The 18551-nt window shown below is 27.6% G+C and carries 18 protein-coding genes and 3 pseudogenes; 19 read left to right on the top strand and 2 right to left on the bottom strand.

All coding sequences use genetic code 11. The annotated features are described in order from the left end of the window. Positions 1–73 precede the first annotated feature (73 nt). Positions 74–886, top strand: coding sequence for a MerR family transcriptional regulator (locus JJC02_17610; GenBank protein ID UDN54648.1), 813 nt, complete (start codon positions 74–76; stop codon positions 884–886). 408 nt (positions 887–1294) lie between these two features. Then, complete coding sequence (locus JJC02_17605; protein UDN54647.1) at positions 1295–1912, top strand: DUF488 domain-containing protein; 618 nt, start codon at positions 1295–1297, stop codon at positions 1910–1912. A gap of 183 nt (positions 1913–2095) precedes the next feature. Here JJC02_17605 and JJC02_17600 read toward each other — a convergent pair whose 3' ends face one another. Beyond that, on the bottom strand, positions 2096–2548 hold the full coding sequence (locus JJC02_17600; GenBank protein ID UDN54646.1) for a hypothetical protein: 453 nt from the start codon (positions 2546–2548) through the stop codon (positions 2096–2098). Positions 2549–2998: 450 nt separating this feature from the next. On the opposite strand from JJC02_17600, the gene JJC02_17595 reads away from it, so the two are divergent. From JJC02_17595 to JJC02_17545, 11 genes and pseudogenes are all read left to right on the top strand, one after another. Continuing rightward, entirely contained in the window at positions 2999–4357 is a 1359-nt protein-coding gene (locus tag JJC02_17595) for an MATE family efflux transporter (GenBank protein UDN54645.1), read from the top strand. A 283-nt stretch (positions 4358–4640) separates the two neighbouring features. Continuing rightward, positions 4641–5021, top strand: a complete 381-nt coding sequence (locus JJC02_17590; protein UDN54644.1) for a VOC family protein — start codon at positions 4641–4643, stop codon at positions 5019–5021. A gap of 124 nt (positions 5022–5145) precedes the next feature. Further along, positions 5146–5346: a hypothetical protein gene (locus JJC02_17585; GenBank protein ID UDN54643.1), complete on the top strand. Its 201-nt coding sequence runs from the start codon at positions 5146–5148 to the stop codon at positions 5344–5346. Positions 5347–5541: 195 nt separating this feature from the next. After that, a pseudogene (locus tag JJC02_17580) lies at positions 5542–5757 on the top strand (ABC transporter ATP-binding protein). Further along, positions 5752–6054, top strand: a pseudogene (locus JJC02_17575) (SufD family Fe-S cluster assembly protein). Before JJC02_17580 ends, JJC02_17575 begins: the two co-directional pseudogenes overlap by 6 nt. 141 nt (positions 6055–6195) lie before the next feature. Then, positions 6196–7380 (top strand): amidohydrolase family protein, encoded by a 1185-nt coding sequence (locus tag JJC02_17570; GenBank protein UDN54642.1) that lies wholly within the window; start codon positions 6196–6198, stop codon positions 7378–7380. A 106-nt stretch (positions 7381–7486) separates the two neighbouring features. Next, a complete protein-coding gene (locus tag JJC02_17565) occupies positions 7487–7675 on the top strand; it encodes a ferredoxin (GenBank protein UDN54641.1) in 189 nt (62 codons plus the stop codon). A 148-nt stretch (positions 7676–7823) separates the two neighbouring features. Further along, complete coding sequence (locus JJC02_17560; GenBank protein ID UDN54640.1) at positions 7824–8474, top strand: HAD family hydrolase; 651 nt, start codon at positions 7824–7826, stop codon at positions 8472–8474. Between the two features lie 102 nt (positions 8475–8576). Further along, positions 8577–9515 (top strand): SDR family oxidoreductase, encoded by a 939-nt coding sequence (locus JJC02_17555; GenBank protein ID UDN54639.1) that lies wholly within the window; start codon positions 8577–8579, stop codon positions 9513–9515. Between the two features lie 25 nt (positions 9516–9540). After that, complete coding sequence (locus JJC02_17550; GenBank protein ID UDN54638.1) at positions 9541–10392, top strand: metallophosphoesterase; 852 nt, start codon at positions 9541–9543, stop codon at positions 10390–10392. A gap of 302 nt (positions 10393–10694) precedes the next feature. Continuing rightward, positions 10695–11004 (top strand): annotated as a pseudogene (locus JJC02_17545) (transposase). Between the two features lie 166 nt (positions 11005–11170). Here JJC02_17545 and JJC02_17540 read toward each other — a convergent pair. After that, complete coding sequence (locus JJC02_17540; GenBank protein UDN54637.1) at positions 11171–11905, bottom strand: tRNA 2-thiocytidine(32) synthetase TtcA; 735 nt, start codon at positions 11903–11905, stop codon at positions 11171–11173. A gap of 126 nt (positions 11906–12031) precedes the next feature. Between JJC02_17540 and JJC02_17535 the strand changes: the two genes are divergently transcribed. The 6 genes from JJC02_17535 (at position 12032) to JJC02_17510 (ending at position 18548) form a co-directional block, all read left to right on the top strand. Next, on the top strand, positions 12032–12748 hold the full coding sequence (locus tag JJC02_17535; protein ID UDN54636.1) for a M15 family metallopeptidase: 717 nt from the start codon (positions 12032–12034) through the stop codon (positions 12746–12748). A gap of 134 nt (positions 12749–12882) precedes the next feature. Further along, a complete protein-coding gene (locus JJC02_17530; GenBank protein ID UDN54635.1) occupies positions 12883–13575 on the top strand; it encodes a response regulator transcription factor in 693 nt (230 codons plus the stop codon). After that, complete coding sequence (locus tag JJC02_17525; GenBank protein UDN54634.1) at positions 13565–14752, top strand: GHKL domain-containing protein; 1188 nt, start codon at positions 13565–13567, stop codon at positions 14750–14752. Before JJC02_17530 ends, JJC02_17525 begins: the two co-directional genes overlap by 11 nt. Before the next feature lie 275 nt (positions 14753–15027). Continuing rightward, positions 15028–15483: an S-ribosylhomocysteine lyase gene (locus JJC02_17520; GenBank protein UDN54633.1), complete on the top strand. Its 456-nt coding sequence runs from the start codon at positions 15028–15030 to the stop codon at positions 15481–15483. Then, complete coding sequence (locus JJC02_17515; GenBank protein UDN54632.1) at positions 15473–16198, top strand: Vitamin B12 dependent methionine synthase, activation domain protein; 726 nt, start codon at positions 15473–15475, stop codon at positions 16196–16198. The genes JJC02_17520 and JJC02_17515 overlap by 11 nt, the downstream gene beginning before the upstream one ends. Next, a complete protein-coding gene (locus JJC02_17510; protein ID UDN54631.1) occupies positions 16170–18548 on the top strand; it encodes a homocysteine S-methyltransferase family protein in 2379 nt (792 codons plus the stop codon). Before JJC02_17515 ends, JJC02_17510 begins: the two co-directional genes overlap by 29 nt. Positions 18549–18551: the final 3 nt, after the last annotated feature.

Raw genomic sequence — 18551 nt, 5'->3', positions numbered from 1 at the left:
TATTTTGTATTGACTTTAACCTAAGGGTAAGGTATAAACTTAAATTAATCAAATCTAATGCGCAGGTGATGAGATGTTTTCTATAGGAATGTTTTCTAAAATAAATAAAATAACTACAAAGACGTTAAGGTACTATGAAGATATAGGTTTGTTAAAACCAGAATATGTAGATGAGTTTACAAAATATAGGTACTATACAACAGAGCAATTACCTAAATTACATCAGATAATAACTTTAAAGCAAATGGGTTTATCATTAGCTGAGATAAAAGAAGCTGTGGAAAATCCTGAAGAGGTTGAAAATATTTTAATGAATAAAGAAAAAGAAATATTGGATGTAATCAAAAGTGAAGAATATAAGCTCATTAAACTACGTAATTATTTTATGAATTTGAAAGGAGAAGTCAATATGAATGATGTAATTATTAAGTCTTTACCAAAAGTTAAAGTTGCTTCTATGAGAAAAGTGTTAAAGGGGTATGATGAGCTTTTCAATCTATTTCCAAATGTAATGGCAGAAGAAATGATGAAGACAGAGTGTACATGTGCAGTTCCAGATTATTGTTTCAATATATATCATGATGGTGAATATAGAGAGACTGATATGGATGTTGAGATGTGTCAGGCTATAAATGATTTAAAGGAAGATACAGATATATTAAAGTTTAAAGAGCTAGATGAAGTTGAAAATGCAGTTTGTATATTACACAATGGTTCATATTCAACATTAGGAAAAACTTATGCAGATGCATTTAAGTGGATACAAGATAATAAATATGAAGTGATTGGAAATCCTAGAGAGTCTTATATAGATGGCATATGGAATAAAGAAAATGAAGACGATTGGTTAACAGAAGTTCAGATACCAGTGAAACGCACATTATAATAGGTTTACAAAGTATAAATAAGAATAAAAAAAGAAGGTGGTGTCTCAAAATGAGCTTTTTAGTTCATGAGACACTCTTTTTTGTATGAAATCAAGTATATTTTTATCATTTCAACAATGAAAAAGAAGCTTATCTCTATTTTTAGACAGTCCCTTCTTTTTTTATTTTTAGAGTATGCTATAAATGTCTTGTTTATAAGTTTTTTATTAAAAATTTTATAAATAACTGTATTTAATATACAAAATATATATAAATATTGATATTTTATATATAAAGTTATATATTTTTGTTAAGGATATCAAGTAAAAAAGATATTAAGTATTTTTAAAGTAATACTTCATTTAATATTAAATAAATCGGGTATCTACATATATAGATACTAATTTTAAAGAATAGGAGGTATTTATATGGAAATATTCGCGATAGGACATTCAAATTATCCATATGATAAGCTTATTGATATGATAAAAAAACATGACATAAATTGTGTAGTTGACATTAGAGAAACTCCATATTCTAAATATAATATTCAGTATAATAGAGAGGCATTCAATGAATCACTGAAAAAGTCTGGATTTGTATATGTATACATGGGCAAGGAGTTTGGAGCAAAAAGAATCAATAAAGATGTATATACAGAAGAAGGCTATGCAGATTTTGAAAAGGTAATTGAAGAAGATATTTTCTTAAAAGGGATAGAAAGATTGAAAAAGGGATGTCAGATGGGATATAAAATAGTTTTATTGGGAGCAATGCAAGAGCCTATACGATGTCATAGAAGTATTTTGCTGGGGAAGGTACTGAATAAAGAAGGCTTTGATGTAAAATATATAATGCATGAGGGGTATCTAGCGACTCAAGAAGACATAGAGGAATCATTATTAGACAAGTATTTTAGTGATAGAAAACAACTTAGTATTGATAATTTATTAGGTAATGCGTTGACAAGAGAAGAAATGATACAAGAAGGCTATAGATTAGCCAATAAAGAGATAGGATTTAGAACAGAGAAAATAAGTAAATAGAAATCTTAATTGCTAAAAATATAAAATTTATCTTAAATAAGAAAATGTGATAAAATTGTAACAGATAAACATGATGTACTGATTAATAACATTACTCATGATGTACTGATTAATAACATTACTATAGTTTAATAATACATTTAGTTTGTGATATTGCTTTAAATAGTACATCATGTTGCAATGTTACAAAACGAAATTTCTAATACTGCCATAATCTACGGTTCTATTAAGTGTAGGATGACTAGATATAAATCTAACTGTAATTTTTGAGTTTAATAGATAAAAGTTAGAAATTAAGAATATCCTATCTCCATTTATAATGGAAGTAATCGCAATTGGAAGAACATTAACAAAAGATTCATATCTATTTCTAGCAATTTCATAAGGATAGTTTCCAACAAAAACGAATAGATTTAAATCATATATATTATCAATAACCCAAGCCCATTGACCATAAACTTTATCAATACTTACTGTTCCTATACTAAGTGTATCGAAGTAGGTTGCTATAGTTAAATAAATATTGCTAGTATTTTCTGAGTATGAAACAGTGTATCTTCTAAAACGTATAGGAGCTGTAGCAGAAACAGGATAAACCATGTTTACGTTTAATTTATTTGCATTCAAATTAACCAAAGTATCACATCCTAAAAATAGTCTATAAGATACAATATTTAAATTGATTTAATTTTGTTACATTTATATTGTAAGATTCTGTATTTTATATTATATTTTATATGGATTTGTGTAATCAAAATTTGGATAAACATATAGCATGTACTTATTATTATTATACAATGATGATGTAATATTAACGAAATATAGCTATCTTTTATAATAGTTAGTTATAGCAATTGCTTAGTTTAAATATATAAATATTTAAAATCTAGTATCCATAAAAAATAATAAACATAAAATAATTATAAAGATGTACTGTGTTCAAGTGATATTAAACAAGAATAATGTTATTTGAACACAGTATATTATGATGTTAACAATATAATTCTAAATTTTAAAATACCAAATTACAGTTTGATAAACTAACTAAAAACTAAATCTATATAAGTGGGGAAAAGAGGGAGAAGTATGTTTATAAGGAAAAATGTTATAAAATTAGCAATTCCTATAATGATAGAGCAGACATTTGTCATGCTTCTAGGGGTATTTAATACGATGATGGCGGGTCATATTGGGGAAGAAGCTGTATCTGCAGTTGGAATGGTTGATTCAATAAACAATATATTTATATCTGTATTTGCTGCACTATCTGTTGGGGCAACTGTTGTTGTAGCTCAACAGATAGGTAAAAGGGATAGTGAAAAGGTGAATGAAACTATCAAGCAAGCTCTAGTATCTGGAGTAATACTATCATTTACAATAACAATATTAATGTGGGTTTTTAGAATTGGTGTAATTAATTTATTTTATGGTTCAGCAGAAGAATTGGTAAAATCAAATGCAAAATTATACATAGAGTTTACATTATTTACGTATCCATTTATTGCAACACAACAAATAGCAAATGGTATTCTAAGGGGATGTGGAGATGTAAAGAAACCTATGTATGTTACTATGTTTATGAATATAGTAAATATAACATTAGGATATATACTTATATATGGCATTGATTTAAATCCCCTAGGAATAAATCTACAAACACCATCTTATGGTATAACTGGTGCAGCTATGTCTATAGCTATAGCCAGAATAATTGGATGTATAGTCATTGTAAGAGCTTTATTTAAAGGAAACGAATTAATATCTATAGGTAAAATATTTCCATTTAAGATTGATGTTGAAACTCAAAAATCCATATTTAATATAGGGATACCAGCAGGAGTTGAGCAACTACTTTTTAATGCAGGTAAATTGATTGTTCAAGTATTTATAGTTACTATGGGAACATCAGCGATTGCATCCAATGCGATAGGAATGTCAATTGCGTCTATCATAAATGTGATTGGGAATGCTTTAGCTTTGTCTGCTACAACTTTGGTTGGTCAATATATAGGACGTGGAGATATTAAGGGAGCTAAGAGTACTTTATTATATTTAACTAAATTTGCAACTATTTGTTTATTTGTAGTAGGGGCTATATTTATACCAATTGCACCTTGGATTTCAAGTATGTATACTCAAAATGCTAATGTAATTGATATATCAACACAACTAATTCGAAGTGATTGTTTAGCTATGGTAATATGGCCTATATCCTTTGTATTGTCAGCAGGTCTAAAAGGAGCTGGTGATACTCGATATACAATGATGACTGCTGTAATAGGTATGTGGATTTTTAGAATTTTTACAGGTTACGTATTGGGGGTTGTATTAGAATTTGGAGTGTTAGGAATTTGGATAGGTATGTATACTGATTGGCTTGTTAGAGGGACTTTATATTGCTTAAGATTAAGAGGAACAAAGTGGCTAAAACACAAAATTGCATAGAATATATAAAATCACTTTTAGATAGAAAACTTTATTTAGGAGTGATTTTTTATGTAGATATTATCATAATTATAAATGTAATATATAAAGTGATTAAATTACATAAATAAGGTCTATAATAATATAGATACTATAAATTATATATTGTGTAGAATTTGTGTATAATTACATAATTTGGCGATAAATATTAGAGATATATATCTATAGAAAATAATATATATGGGTATATTATTAAATATAAAAAATATTAAGTATTTATTTAATAATAAAGGTGGGTATTGTTATGATAAATAAAATAGGAAAAATAACTCTCTATGTAAATAATCAAGAGGATGCAAAATTGTTTTGGACAGAAAATTTGAACTTTGTGGTAACTTATGAAAAAGAAATAGGTCCAAATATGAAATGGGTGGAAATAGCACCAAGTAAAAATGAATTTACAACATTTGTATTGTACGATAAAAATCTAATGATGAATCAAAATAAAGAGATAGACTTATCTCATCCATCAATAATTTTAAGTACAAGGGATATTAATGGAACTTATGAACAAATGGCGAATAACAAGGTTGAAGTTGGGGAACTAATGGAAATGCCTTATGGAAGAATGTTTTCTTTTAAAGACCAAGATGGAAATGATTATTTAGTAAGAGAAGATAAATAATTTTACAAAGTGTTAAATTTACTCAATATCTGATATAATTAGAGACAATAATTATTATAAACTAGTCTAAGGCTAGGGGTGTATAATTAAAAATTAATTGTAAATTTTGAGTAGAGGTGATAAAATGTTTAAGAAAATGGCAGTACTAAAAGATATAGCAACTAAAATAGGTCGTAAAAAAGCTTATGAACTATTAGAAATGGTTGAAGGTAATGATGCTTTTGTAGCTGAGGTAAAGATAAAAAAGAATGGAATAGAATCTAAAAAGGAAGAGATTATGTTAAAAGATAATCAAAAAATAATACTAGAATATATAGAAGGTTAATTTTTAATACATATAGTTTGATAATACTAAATTTTTAAGATGAGTTGGCATAAAACTCATCTTTTTTATTTTTAATAAGTTCATTTTATTATTTAATACACATTTTATATCCTCAGAGTTGCTGACATATAAAAAGTATTGATATAGTAAAAGAATAAAATATTAATGTAATATTTTACAGAAAAGAGGGGTATTATGCTTGAGATAAAAAATTTTTCCTTTAATGTTGAGTCTAACAATGCATTTCAACAACCACCAAGAATAAAAGGTATGATAGTTGAAAATCTACTTACACTTGCTCATGGAAAACCATTGTCTACTGATGTATGTTGTCAATACCTTACAGATGTTGGATTATGCTCAAAGGACTATTTAAATCGTGAAGTGGATAACTCTCTTTCTGGAGGAGAAAATTCTTCTGCTCAAATAGTTTCTCGTACAGTTGGGCAAGATAATTCTAAGCAAAAGTTTAATCCTTCTGTTATAGGGGATTCACTTTGTTCTGCACATGTTCAATGTGACTCAATAATTATGGGAAATTCTCAAATTAGTGCGATACCTGAAATTGTTGCAAACCATCCAGATGCTCTTTTAGTACATGAGGCAGCAATTGGAAAGATTGCAGGAGACCAAATACTAAAGATGATGACATTAGGACTTACTGAGGAAGAAGCTGAGCAACAAATTCTTAATTGCTTCTTAAAGTAAATTAAAGTTTTTATTTAATTTAATATAATGAATATAGTATAATATAGTGAATAAGTCTAAAATATTTTTATTTTTAGACTTATTTTCTTTATGTAAGAAAAACTATTAGAGAAATTATACTGTAATTAGGATGTGGAATAAATGAAAAATTTACTTATAAGAAATGGGACAATAATATCTCCAACAGAGGATATCAAATTTGAAAAAAGAGATATTTTAGTTTTACATGGGAAAATATATGATATTGGACTGAATCTTAAAGAAAAAATAAGAAAAGAAAGATTACTTACAAATAAAGAGTTTGAAATAATAAATGCTGATAACATGTATATTGCTCCTGGTTTTATAGATGTTCACACCCATTGTTATAAGAGAAAATTACCTACAGGTATGGATTCTGATTCAATTGGAATCGAAAAAGGTTCAACGGTTATATTTGATGCAGGGACAGCTGGTCCTTTAAATTACTATGATTTTAAGAAGAAGTATATGGATAAGTGTAAAACTGAAGTGTATTCCTTTTTAAATGTAACAAATGAGGGACTAAATATATTGAATGAATCGACTTCTTTAGATGTTATAAATTTTAATAATGTTGAGTCTGTTGTAGAAAAAAATATGGAAAAGATAAAGGGCATAAAAGTAAAAGCAAGTAAATTTCAATCTAATGAAAATGGTGTAGATATAATAAAAAAATCAAAGGAAGTTGCAAAAAAATTAAATTTACCATTAGTGGTATATATAGGTGAGTATCCATCATATATAGATGAAGTAATGAATATTTTGGGAAAAGGAGATGTGGTTACACCTGTATATGGAAATAGTACACATGGAATATTTAATGAATTTGGCATATTAAGAAAGTCAGTAATAAATGCAAAGAATCGAGGAGTATTGTTTGATGTTTGTCATGGATTAGACCAATTTGATTTTGAAATTTTTAAAAAAGCCGTAAAGCAAGGATTGGAGCCGGATTTAATAAGTACTGATATGCATATAAAAAATATGAAAGACATAAGTTATTCTCTTTTAAATGTTATAAATAAAATTATGGAACTTGGTATACCTTTTGAAAAATGTATAGAAAAAGTAACTGAATATCCAACAAAAATTTTCAATTTACATGGAAGTAAAGGCAGAATAAAGGTTGGTGGAGAAGGTGATTTTACGATATTCACAATGAAGGATAGTAATGACATTATAAAAGACTATAATGATAACGAACTAACTTTGAAGAAAAAGTTAAGTTTACAATATACTGTAAAATCATGGATGAAAAGTAGTGAAGTTTATAGACACGAATATGAAGGTAGTATAATAAATTGAATAATAGTGATAAAATAATAAATATATGTTTAAATTGGAATATATTGGATAAATATCTAAGGAAACAAGAATTAAAAAATGATAATTTTAGGGGAGGTATTCTAGTATGAAAGCATTTGTTGATAAGGATGTATGTGTAGCTTGTGGAGCATGTATAGGAACATGTCCAGACGTTTTTAGTATGAGCGATGAGGGGCATTCAGTAGCAATTGAAGGAGAAATACCAACAGATTTACAAGATTTATGTAAAGAAGCAGAAGAAGGATGTCCAGTTTCAGCTATAACAGTTAAATAGAACTATTTAAATTTATTTTAAAAATAAATATATAAGATTTAATTGGCACTTAAGCTATAGTATTAGAAACTTCTATTACTATAGCTTTTTTAAATAGATAAAGTTAAAATATAAGATATTACTTTTTATAAATATGGAGGATTGAAATATGAAGAAAAATTATGAAATAGTATTGTTTGATTTAGATGGAACACTTACAGACCCTAAAGAAGGGATAACAAAGTCTATACAGTATTCTTTAAATAGTTTTGGCATAGAAGAAGATTTGGACAACTTAGAACAATTTATAGGACCACCATTACATGATACTTTTAAGGAGTATTATAAATTTGAGGATAAAAAAGCTACAGAAGCTGTTGAAAAGTATAGAGAATATTTTGCTGATAAAGGGATATTTGAAAATAAAATTTATGAAAATATAAAAGAGATATTAGATATGCTCTATAAAAATGATAAAATACTATTAGTAGCAACTTCTAAGCCAACAGTTTTCGCAGAAACTATACTTAGATATTTTAATATAGATAGATATTTCAAATATATAGCCGGTAGTAATCTTGATGGAACAAGAGTGAATAAAAATGAAGTTATACAATATGTACTAGATTTATGTAATATAAAAGATAAAGATAAAGTTATTATGGTTGGAGATAGAAAGTATGACATAATTGGAGCTAAGAAAATAGGTATAGACTCTATCGGAGTGTTGTATGGATATGGCTCTTTTGAAGAGATTAGTGAAAGTGAACCTACTTATATTGTCGAAAGTGTAGAGTCTATAAAAGATATTTTGCTATAAATATCTTTTATAGACAAAAATAATACAAAATGGTGTAGCATATTTAAAAATATGATATTATAATTAAGGAAGTCATTTAAAAAAGAGGAGGATGCACTTGAAATGAAATCTATTTTAATTATGGGTGGAAGCGACTTCATAGGTTCTGCACTTGCTAAGCGTTTAATTAAATGTGGGTATCAAATTGATATACTTACAAATGGTAAAAAGGAAATAGATTATAAGGGTTTTAAAGAACATCTAATTTGTGATAGAAAAGTTCGCAAAGATATGGAAAACATTATCACGGGGAGAAAGTATGATTACATATATGATATGACAGCATATACAAAAGAAGATATAAGCAATCTTATTGATTTTATAAGCATAGATAGCTTAAAAAAGTATATTGTATTGTCAGCAGGAGCAGTGTATAAAGAGAGCGGAAGAAATATAAAAGAAGAAAATGAGAAAGGTGAAAATGAAAACTGGGGAAAATATGGTTTAAATAAGAAAGAAGCAGAAGATTTTGTTATAAATAGCTCTATACCATATATAATTATTAGACCAACTTACATATATGGTGAAAATAATAATTTATATAGAGAGTATTATTTCTTTGAAAAAATAGAAAAAAATGAAAAGATACCAGTACCAAAAGGAAAACAAGTGAGTAATCAGTTTATATACATTGGAGATTTGGTAAAGGTATTAGAAAGTATAATGAAAAACCCTCATGTAAGAGAAGCCTATAATGTAACAAATCCACAATTAATTTCTTGGGATGACCTTATATATACATGTGGAGAAATTATTGGCAAAGAACCTATAATAAAGTATGTAGATATAGAAAAAGTTGAGTTTAGAGAAAGAACATATTTCCCATTTAGAAATATAGACTTTAATCTTGATATAAATAAGCTTATTGATCATGGGCTTTATATACCAAACGTGTTATTAAAAGAAGGTCTTACAGCAACATATAAATGGTTTTCAGCAAATAAGCCAAAAATGTATGACAGAAAAATGAATAAAGTTGAGCATGTAATGCAAATAATTTAAGAAAATAAATAAGTAGGTAGATATTTTGAACTCAAAAATTAAGTATTTTTTAAAATTTTTTATTTTGATATTTATTTTCATTTTTATATACTCAGTTGCGATAGAACCGAGTCTATTAATTGTGAAAAAATATAATATAAGTGAAAATGGAACATTGATAAAAAGCGATACAATAGGGAGTAAATCTGAAAGTATAAAAGTAGTTCAAATTTCAGATACTCAAATAGGTAGTTTTTACTCAACTAAGAACCTCAAAAGAGTAGCTAATAAGATTAACACTTTAAATCCAGATATAATAGTATTTACTGGTGATTTAATTGATTACTCCAATAAAAACCCAGATATAGATGAAATTACAACTATTTTATTAAGTATGGATGCTAGGTTGGGAAAATTTTCAGTATTCGGCAATCATGATTATATGTATAAACTTCCTAGGTATTATAGGCAGATTATGAAAAATTCCAACTTTAATCTTTTGATAAATGAAAATAAAAAAATAAAATTAGAAGATGATAAATATATTAATATATTAGGTGTTGATGAAATATTAAATGGAAATCCTAATATAAAATATCTGGAGAGTCAAATAGATAATAAGGATTTTAATTTATTGTTAGCACATGAACCTGATTTAGTAGACATGCTTAGTGAAGATGTAATGAATTTAGTTTTATCTGGTCATAGTCATGGTGGTCAAATAAGACTACCTATTAAGGGAGCGTTAGTTACTCCTCCATATGGGAGGAAATACACTAAAGGGTTTTATGATATAAATGGAAATAATTTATATGTGAGTTCAGGTCTTGGAAGTACAAAGTTACCATTTAGATTTTTTAATATACCAGAGATAATAGAATTTAATATTATAATCTAACATAAAATATTTAGGAAATATTATTTTGTTTGTTAGAAGATACGGATATATATACTGTAAAAATAGATTGAATTAATAGATTAAACTAATATATAAAATATTTAAGTTATAATTAATGTATTAGACAAAATAAATACTATTAATAACTATTAAAATATAGATTAAAGACAATAACATATAAGAAATAAAAATACAATAAGTGAGCAAGATAACCCCTTGCTTTAGCTATGGGGTGGAATTGCTCGGTTTTTAATAAGTTTTCGAAATATTATATAAGTTATTAATAAAATCTATTTAGATATAGAAGTATCAAGCGGTTTAGAAATAAGATGTATGCTTATATATCTAAAAGATTAAGTAGATGTAAAAAAGGTAATAGGCAATCAAAGAAGTTGTGGAGGTTAAAAAATAAGATAAAAAGTAAAACATATAATCAATTAATAAATTTGTATCATCAAACAACTAGAAAATTTATAGATTTTTGTGTAGAACAAAAGGTCTATAAAATAGCTCTTGGAGATATAAGGGGTATTGAAAAGAATACTAAGAAAAAGAAAAAATTAAATAGGGGTAAATAGACAGAAAATATCTCAAATGGAGTATGGTCGAATAACTTTGAGATAGTAGTGGCGAAGATACCGTCCAAGTAGCTTGGTTTTGTAACCATCTATGTTGTACTGTTTAAGTACAAATAAGTGAGTTAGCCACCAAGAACCCCCTAGATTTATCTATGGAGAGAGTGTCAAAATCTTGCTTTTTTCCTTTAAAACTTTAATTCTTATTTAAAATTTTTTATCTTCTCTTTATCCCATATAAACAATTTCTCAGAATTATTTAGAGCACCAAATACATTTCTTTTAAAATCAGGCATCTCTTTATTTAAATTAGCAATAAGATTTTTTATGTACTCTCTTCTAGTATGACCATTTGCAGGGCATGGATTTGTTATAATAGGATAGTTAGAATCTTTTGAAATTTTCTTAGTCATATACTCTTCTATGTAAATCATAGGTCTTATAACAGTTAAATCCTGCCTATCTAGATATGTCTTTGGGGAAAAACAATTTACTCTACCCTCATAAAACATAGACATTAAAAATGTCTCAATTGCGTCATCTTTATGATGCCCAAGAGCTACTTTATTACATCCAAGTTTTTTAGCATTATCATTCAAAGCACCCCTTCTTAAATTAGCACATAATGCACAAGGATTTTTTTCTTGTCTTATATCGAATACAATTTCTTTTATGTCAGTTTGAAATTCATAAAAAGGAATATTTATTTCTTTACACAATTTATCTAGTGGAGAATTATCAATACCTCCAGTATTTAATGTTATAGCAATCAATTCAAATTTTTGTGGAGAAAATCTTTGATAGTTTTTAAGTATATGAAGTAGAGTCAAACTATCCTTTCCACCAGAAAGTCCAACTGCAATTTTATCATTTTCTTGTATCATATCAAAATCTTGTATAGCCTTTCGAGCTTTACTTAGAAGTTTTTGTATATACATTATTAGCACCATCCTTTTAAAATATTAAATTTAAGATTTATTTAAGATTTACTTATAAAATACTTAAGGCCTATACCCTAAAATCAACACTATAGACAAACATAACGAAAAGGAGAAGATTTAATTATGAAAAAATTTAAATTGATAGTAGCCATTGTTTTAGTAGTATTTATAAGTATATTTATGTCTAAAGATAGATTACTTAAGAAAGACAAAGAGATAACAGTAATTGCTCAACATGATTCAGAACAAGGTGTTGAGTCAAATTCTCAAAATAAAAATCACTCAAATAGTATATCAAATATATTATTGGTAAACAAGACAAATGGAATTAGCAAAAATTATACTCCTGAAAATATTACTAAAGTAAACATACCTTTTGTTGAAGAAGCAACAGAAGAAGAAAAACAAATGGCAGGAGAACCTGCAAAGGCAGTTGAAGATTTAGTAAAGCAAGCTAATGAAGAAGGAGTACAGTTTTTAGGGTCTTCAGCATACAGATCTTACGATACTCAGCTAGATACTTATACAAGAAGGGTAAAATCTCAGGGTCAGAAAAAAGCAGATGAATATGTAGCAAAGCCTGGTTACAGTGAGCATCAAACTGGGCTGTGTATCGACCTAACAAATCCAGAAAGATGGTTTGTTGGAAGCACAAAAGAAGCTATATGGTTGGCAGAAAATGCTCATAAGTTTGGATTTATAATAAGGTATCCTAAAGATAAAGAAGATATAACAGGTACAGCATACGAACCATGGCATATTAGATATGTTGGTAAGGATGATGCTGAGGAAATTTATTCAAAAGGGCTAACTTTAGAAGAATATTTACAAAATAAATAGTATAAATATATAAAATAAATTTTGTGATATTGTAAATTGCGAAATGAATAAATTTATAGATTACACTAACTAAAATATAGTATAATTTTGTATGAACAAAACTATATACAAAGATTAAGTTAGGATGTGTAAAAGTGAATAATACAATTCTTGTTGTGGATGATGAAAAGGAAATAAGAGACCTTATAGAGATATATCTTTTAAATGGTGGATATAATGTAATTAAAGCTGAAGATGGAGAAGAAGCTCTAGATATTTTAAAAAAGGAAAATATTCATTTAATGGTGTTGGATATAATGATGCCCAAAATGGATGGGATAGAAGTTTGCAGAAGAGTTAGAGAAAGTTTGAATATACCAATACTTATGTTGAGTGCAAAATCAGAAGACATGGACAAAATACAAGGGATAATGACTGGTGCAGATGACTATCTAACAAAACCATTTAATCCACTTGAACTCACTGTGAGAGTGAAATCATTGATTAGAAGAGCATATTATTTTAGTGGTGCTAATAATGAAAATAAAAATCTCATAGAAGTTGGAGTGGTATTGATAGATAAGGAAAAGCATAGTGTAACAGTAGCTGGAAAGGAAATAACTTTAACATCAAGAGAATTTGATATACTGTACTTACTGGCAAATAATAAAGGAAGGGTATATAGTACAGAAGAAATATTTCAAAAGGTATGGAAAGAGAAATATTATCAATCTAATAATACTGTAATGGTTCATATGAGTAGAATAAGGGATAAAATTGAAAAATATACAGATGGAGAAAAAATAATTCATACTGTATGGGGAGTAGGATATAAAATTGAAAAATAAAAGCTTATTAAATCATATGTTTCGCCCTATAATAGATTTCACTATAAGTTGTATTATTACCTTAATAATTATGCTAACAAGTATCTATATAATAAAAGTGTTATATTTTAATACTGGTTTATCTACAATTAATTATCTTGTATATAATCTAAGAAATTTAAGAACGCTTATAGGAGAGGGATTATTTTATCCATCTTTATTTCTAACCTCATCATTAGCAATTTATTTTTTAATATCATACAAGAGAAATAAGCAAATTGTAGATTTTATAAGAAGAACTAATAAAAAAAATCAGAAGTTAGAAATCATTATAGATGCGGTAAATTCAATGGCTGAAGGTGATTTACAAAAGAATATAGATATTGAGTATGATTTAGATGTGTTAAAAGATAAAGAAATTGATAATATTGATGAACTGGCGCGTAAAATTAATAGTATCATTAATCAACTTAGAAACATAACTATTGAAGAGAGACAAGCTCAACAGACTAAAACAGATTTAATAACAAATGTGTCACATGATTTAAGAACACCTTTGACATCAATAATGGGTTACTTAGGATTGATAGAAGAAGGTAAATATAAAGATGAAGTACAGATGATGTATTATGTTAATATCGCATATGAAAAATCGAAAAGTTTAAATGTACTTATAAATGATTTGTTTGAATTGACTAAAATGCAAAATAATACGATAAGATTAAATAAAATAGAAGTAAATTTAGTAGAATTATTAAGTCAGATAGTATCTCAATTTGAAATTTATTTTAAACAGGAGTTTATGGTTAGTAGAGTTAATTTTAGTGAAGAAAAATTAATTGTAAAAGCTGACCCAAATAAATTGGTAAGAGTATTTGAAAATCTTATGACTAATGCTATGAAGTATGGAAAATATGGACTTTATGTAGATGTAGTCACAGAGAAAAAAGGAGATATGGCAGTTGTAAAAGTCATAAATTATGGAGAACCAATTCCGGTATTAGATTTACCAAATATATTTAATAGATTTTATAGAGTTGAAAAATCAAGAAATAGAAATGCTGGAGGGTCTGGTCTAGGTCTTGCAATTACAAAAAATATTGTGAATTTACATGATGGGGAAATTACCGTTTCAAGTGATAAACATCAAACTGTATTTGAGGTACAACTACCACTAATACAATCAGATGAGTTATAAAATAAAAGCATATTTTAGATGTACAAATAATATGGCAATAAGGTATTTACAAAAATAAAAAAGTAATATATAATTTAAGTCAGTTTAATAAGATACTTATCAAGAGTTAGGGGAGAGAGTTAGCTCAGTGATCCTATACCAACCTTTTATTAGGTGGTCCTGCTAACAACGATGAGACGATTTGAAATAATATACTCTTCTTATCAATAATGGATAGGGGGAGTTTTTTTTAGAATTAATGTAATAAATTTTAAATGATGATGGAGGATTAAATAATGGAAAAAGTAGAAAGTTTTAAATTAGACCACACAAAAGTAAAAGCTCCTTTTGTAAGAAAGTGTAGCGTTCTTGATGGAGTAAAGGGAGATAAAGTAAGTAAATTTGACTTAAGATTTTTACAGCCCAATGTAGAGAGTTTTGGAACTGCTGCTATGCACGGTTTAGAGCATCTTTTAGCTACTTATTTAAGAGATACACTAGATGGTGTAATAGACTTATCTCCAATGGGATGTAGAACAGGCTTTTATTTAATACTATGGGGAGATGTGGATGCCAATACAGTTAAGATTGGTTTAGAAGAAGCATTAAAAAAAGTTCTTGAATCAGATAAAATGCCAGCAGCTACAGCTATAGAATGTGGAAACTACAGAGACTTATCTTTATTTGGAGCAAAAGAATATGCAAAAGATGTTTTAGATAAAGGATTTTCTTTAAATATATATGGAGAATAATTTAATTGGCAGAGAAAATATAAACATAAATCAAAGTGAAGTTTTAAGATATTTACAATATAGGGGTCAAGAGATAGATAAAGACCTTAGAGATACTATTGGTGAATGTATAGCTATAACTAAAAATAAAATAAATCCTAGATATCTATCTAGGATTTATCCTATTAAAATAAATAAAGATAATATTGTAGAATTAGAGGGGACAAATTTAAATTTAGAGAGTAAAGATATATATGAACTTTTAAAAAAATGTAGTGAATGTGTAATTATGGCAGCTACTATAGGAATAGATATAGAAAAAGAAATAAAGAGATATTCTTACTCAGATTTAACAAAAGGACTAATAATTGATTCATGTGGAACAACAGCAATAGAAGAAGTGTGTGACATTGTTCAAGATAATGTAGAAAAGATTTTTTTAAAACAAAATAAATTTATAACTATGCGATATAGCCCAGGGTATGGCGATTTACCAATAGAGAAAAATATAGATATATTAAACGTTTTAGATGCTCAAAAGCAAATAGGTCTAACAATTACTTCCAATGGAATTATGATACCTAGAAAATCGGTAGTGGCTATAATAGGTATTTCTAATACAAAAATAGATAAATCTAAGAAAGAAAAATCGTGTGAAAATTGTAAAAACTATAGAAATTGTACATATAGAAAAGGAGCGAATTCTTGTGGAAATAAGACAATATATGAAAAATAATATATTAATATTTGATGGTGCAATGGGAACAATGCTTCAGCAAAAAGGTTTAAAGTTAGGTGAAAATCCAGAAGTATTTGGCCTTCAAAATCCAGACAAACTTATAGAAATACATACAGCATACTTAGATGCAGGTTCAAATGTAATTCTTACAAATACTTTTGGATGTAATGAATTAAAATTATATAAGTATACAGTAGAAGAAGTGATTGATAGTGCTGTTTCAGTGGCTAGAAAAGCTATAGAAAATGTAGATAATACTAAACCTAGATATGTAGCATTAGATATTGGTCCTATAGGAGAAATGCTAGAGCCTATGGGGACTTTAAGCTTTGATAAGGCATATGAAATATTTAAAAGACAAGTGCTACAAGGTGTTAAGTCTGGAGTTGATGTAATAGTAATAGAGACTATGATGGATTTATATGAAGCTAAAGCAGCTGTATTAGCAGCTAAAGAAAATTCTGATTTACCTGTTTTCTGTACTATGACATTTGATGAAGGCGGAAGAAGCTTTACTGGATGTATGCCAGAATGTATGGTGGCTACTATAGAAGGATTAGGTGTAGATGCAATAGGAGTAAATTGTTCATTAGGACCAAAACAGCTTTTACCAATAGTTGAAAAAATAGTATCAAGAGCTACAATACCTGTGATGGTTCAAGCAAATGCAGGTCTACCAAATATAGTTGATGGAGAGGCTATATATGATGTTGATGCAAAAGAATTCTTTGAAGGGGTTAAAAAGTTCGTTGAGGTTGGAGCTACTATAATAGGTGGATGTTGTGGTACGAATCCAAGCTTTATAAAAGAAATATCTGATAATATAAATTCTGTTACTAAAGGAAGTATCAAGAAGATTGACAAATGTGTGGTTTGTTCACCATCAAAATTTGTAGAAGTAGAACCGCCTACAGTGATTGGAGAAAGATTGAATCCTACAGGTAGAAAATCTCTACAAGAAGCATTGAAAAATGAAAACGTAGATTATGCGATAAATTTAGCATTAGAACAAGTAAATGCTGGAGCACAAATATTGGGAGTGAATGTTGGTTTACCAGAGATAGATGAAAAAAAATTAATGCCAAAATTAATAAAAGAAATTCAGTCAGTAGTAGATACACCTTTACAAGTCGATTCTTCCAATGTAGAGGCGTTAGAGCAAGGTCTTAGATATTATAATGGTAGAACAATAGTAAACTCTTTAAATGGCAAAGAAGAGTCTTTAGAAAGCATATTACCAATAGTCAAAAAGTATGGTTCATGTGTGGTTGGACTTACACTCGATGAAAAAGGTATACCTAAAAAAGCTGAAGAAAGATTTGAAATAGCAAAAAGGATAGTTGATAGAGCAGTTTCTTATGGGATAAAACCAAAAGATATATTTATAGATTGTTTATCATTAACTGTTTCAGCACAACAAGAAGAAGCAATAGAGACTATAAAGGCTATAACAATGGTAAAGACACTAGGAGTAAAAACTATATTAGGTGTTTCAAATATTTCATTTGGCCTTCCAAATAGAAAAGCACTTAACGCTTCTTTTCTAACATTAGCTTTAGGGGCAGGGCTTGATTTAGCAATTATAAATCCAAATGAATGCAGTATGATGGAAGCTATCAATTCTTTTAAAATATTAAATAACACAGATAAAGGATGTGTAAACTATATAAATCAATATAGTAATATAAATAATTCAAAAAATTTGGATTTGTCTACGAAGATTGACAAAGATTTGTCTCTAGATGTTTTAGTTGAAAGAGGATTAAAAGATGAAGCAAAAAATGTAACATTGAATCTTTTGAAAGAAAAGGATGAAAATTATATATTAGATGAGATTTTAATTCCTGCTCTTGATAAGGTAGGAAAAAGATATGATAGTGGAGATATATTTTTACCACAATTGATTCAATCAGCAGAAACGGTAAAAGTTTCATTAAATACAATAAAGGAAGTTTTATTAAGTAAAAGTAGCAATAATGTATCTAAAGGAAAAATAATAGTTGCTACAGTAAAAGGTGATATCCATGATATTGGAAAAAATATAGTAAAAATAATGCTAGAAAATTATGGATATGAGGTTGTAGATTTAGGTAAAGATGTCCCTATTGAAGAAGTAGTAGAAGTTGCTAAAAAAAGAAATATAAAATTAGTAGGATTAAGTGCACTTATGACTACAACTGTTCAAAGTATGAAAGATACAATTAAGTCATTGAGAGATAATGAGATAAATGCAAAGGTATTTGTAGGTGGTGCAGTTTTAACAGAAGAATATGCTGAAGAAATAGGTGCTGATTATTATTCAAAGGATGCAAAGTCTGCTGTTGAAATAGCAAAGTTAAATTTTTAGCAT

The organism is Clostridioides sp. ES-S-0054-01, assembly GCA_021561035.1.
GTDB lineage: Bacteria > Bacillota > Clostridia > Peptostreptococcales > Peptostreptococcaceae > Clostridioides.
The sequence above is the reverse complement of the archived record's forward strand: the minus strand, read 5'-3'. Positions and strand labels throughout refer to the sequence as shown.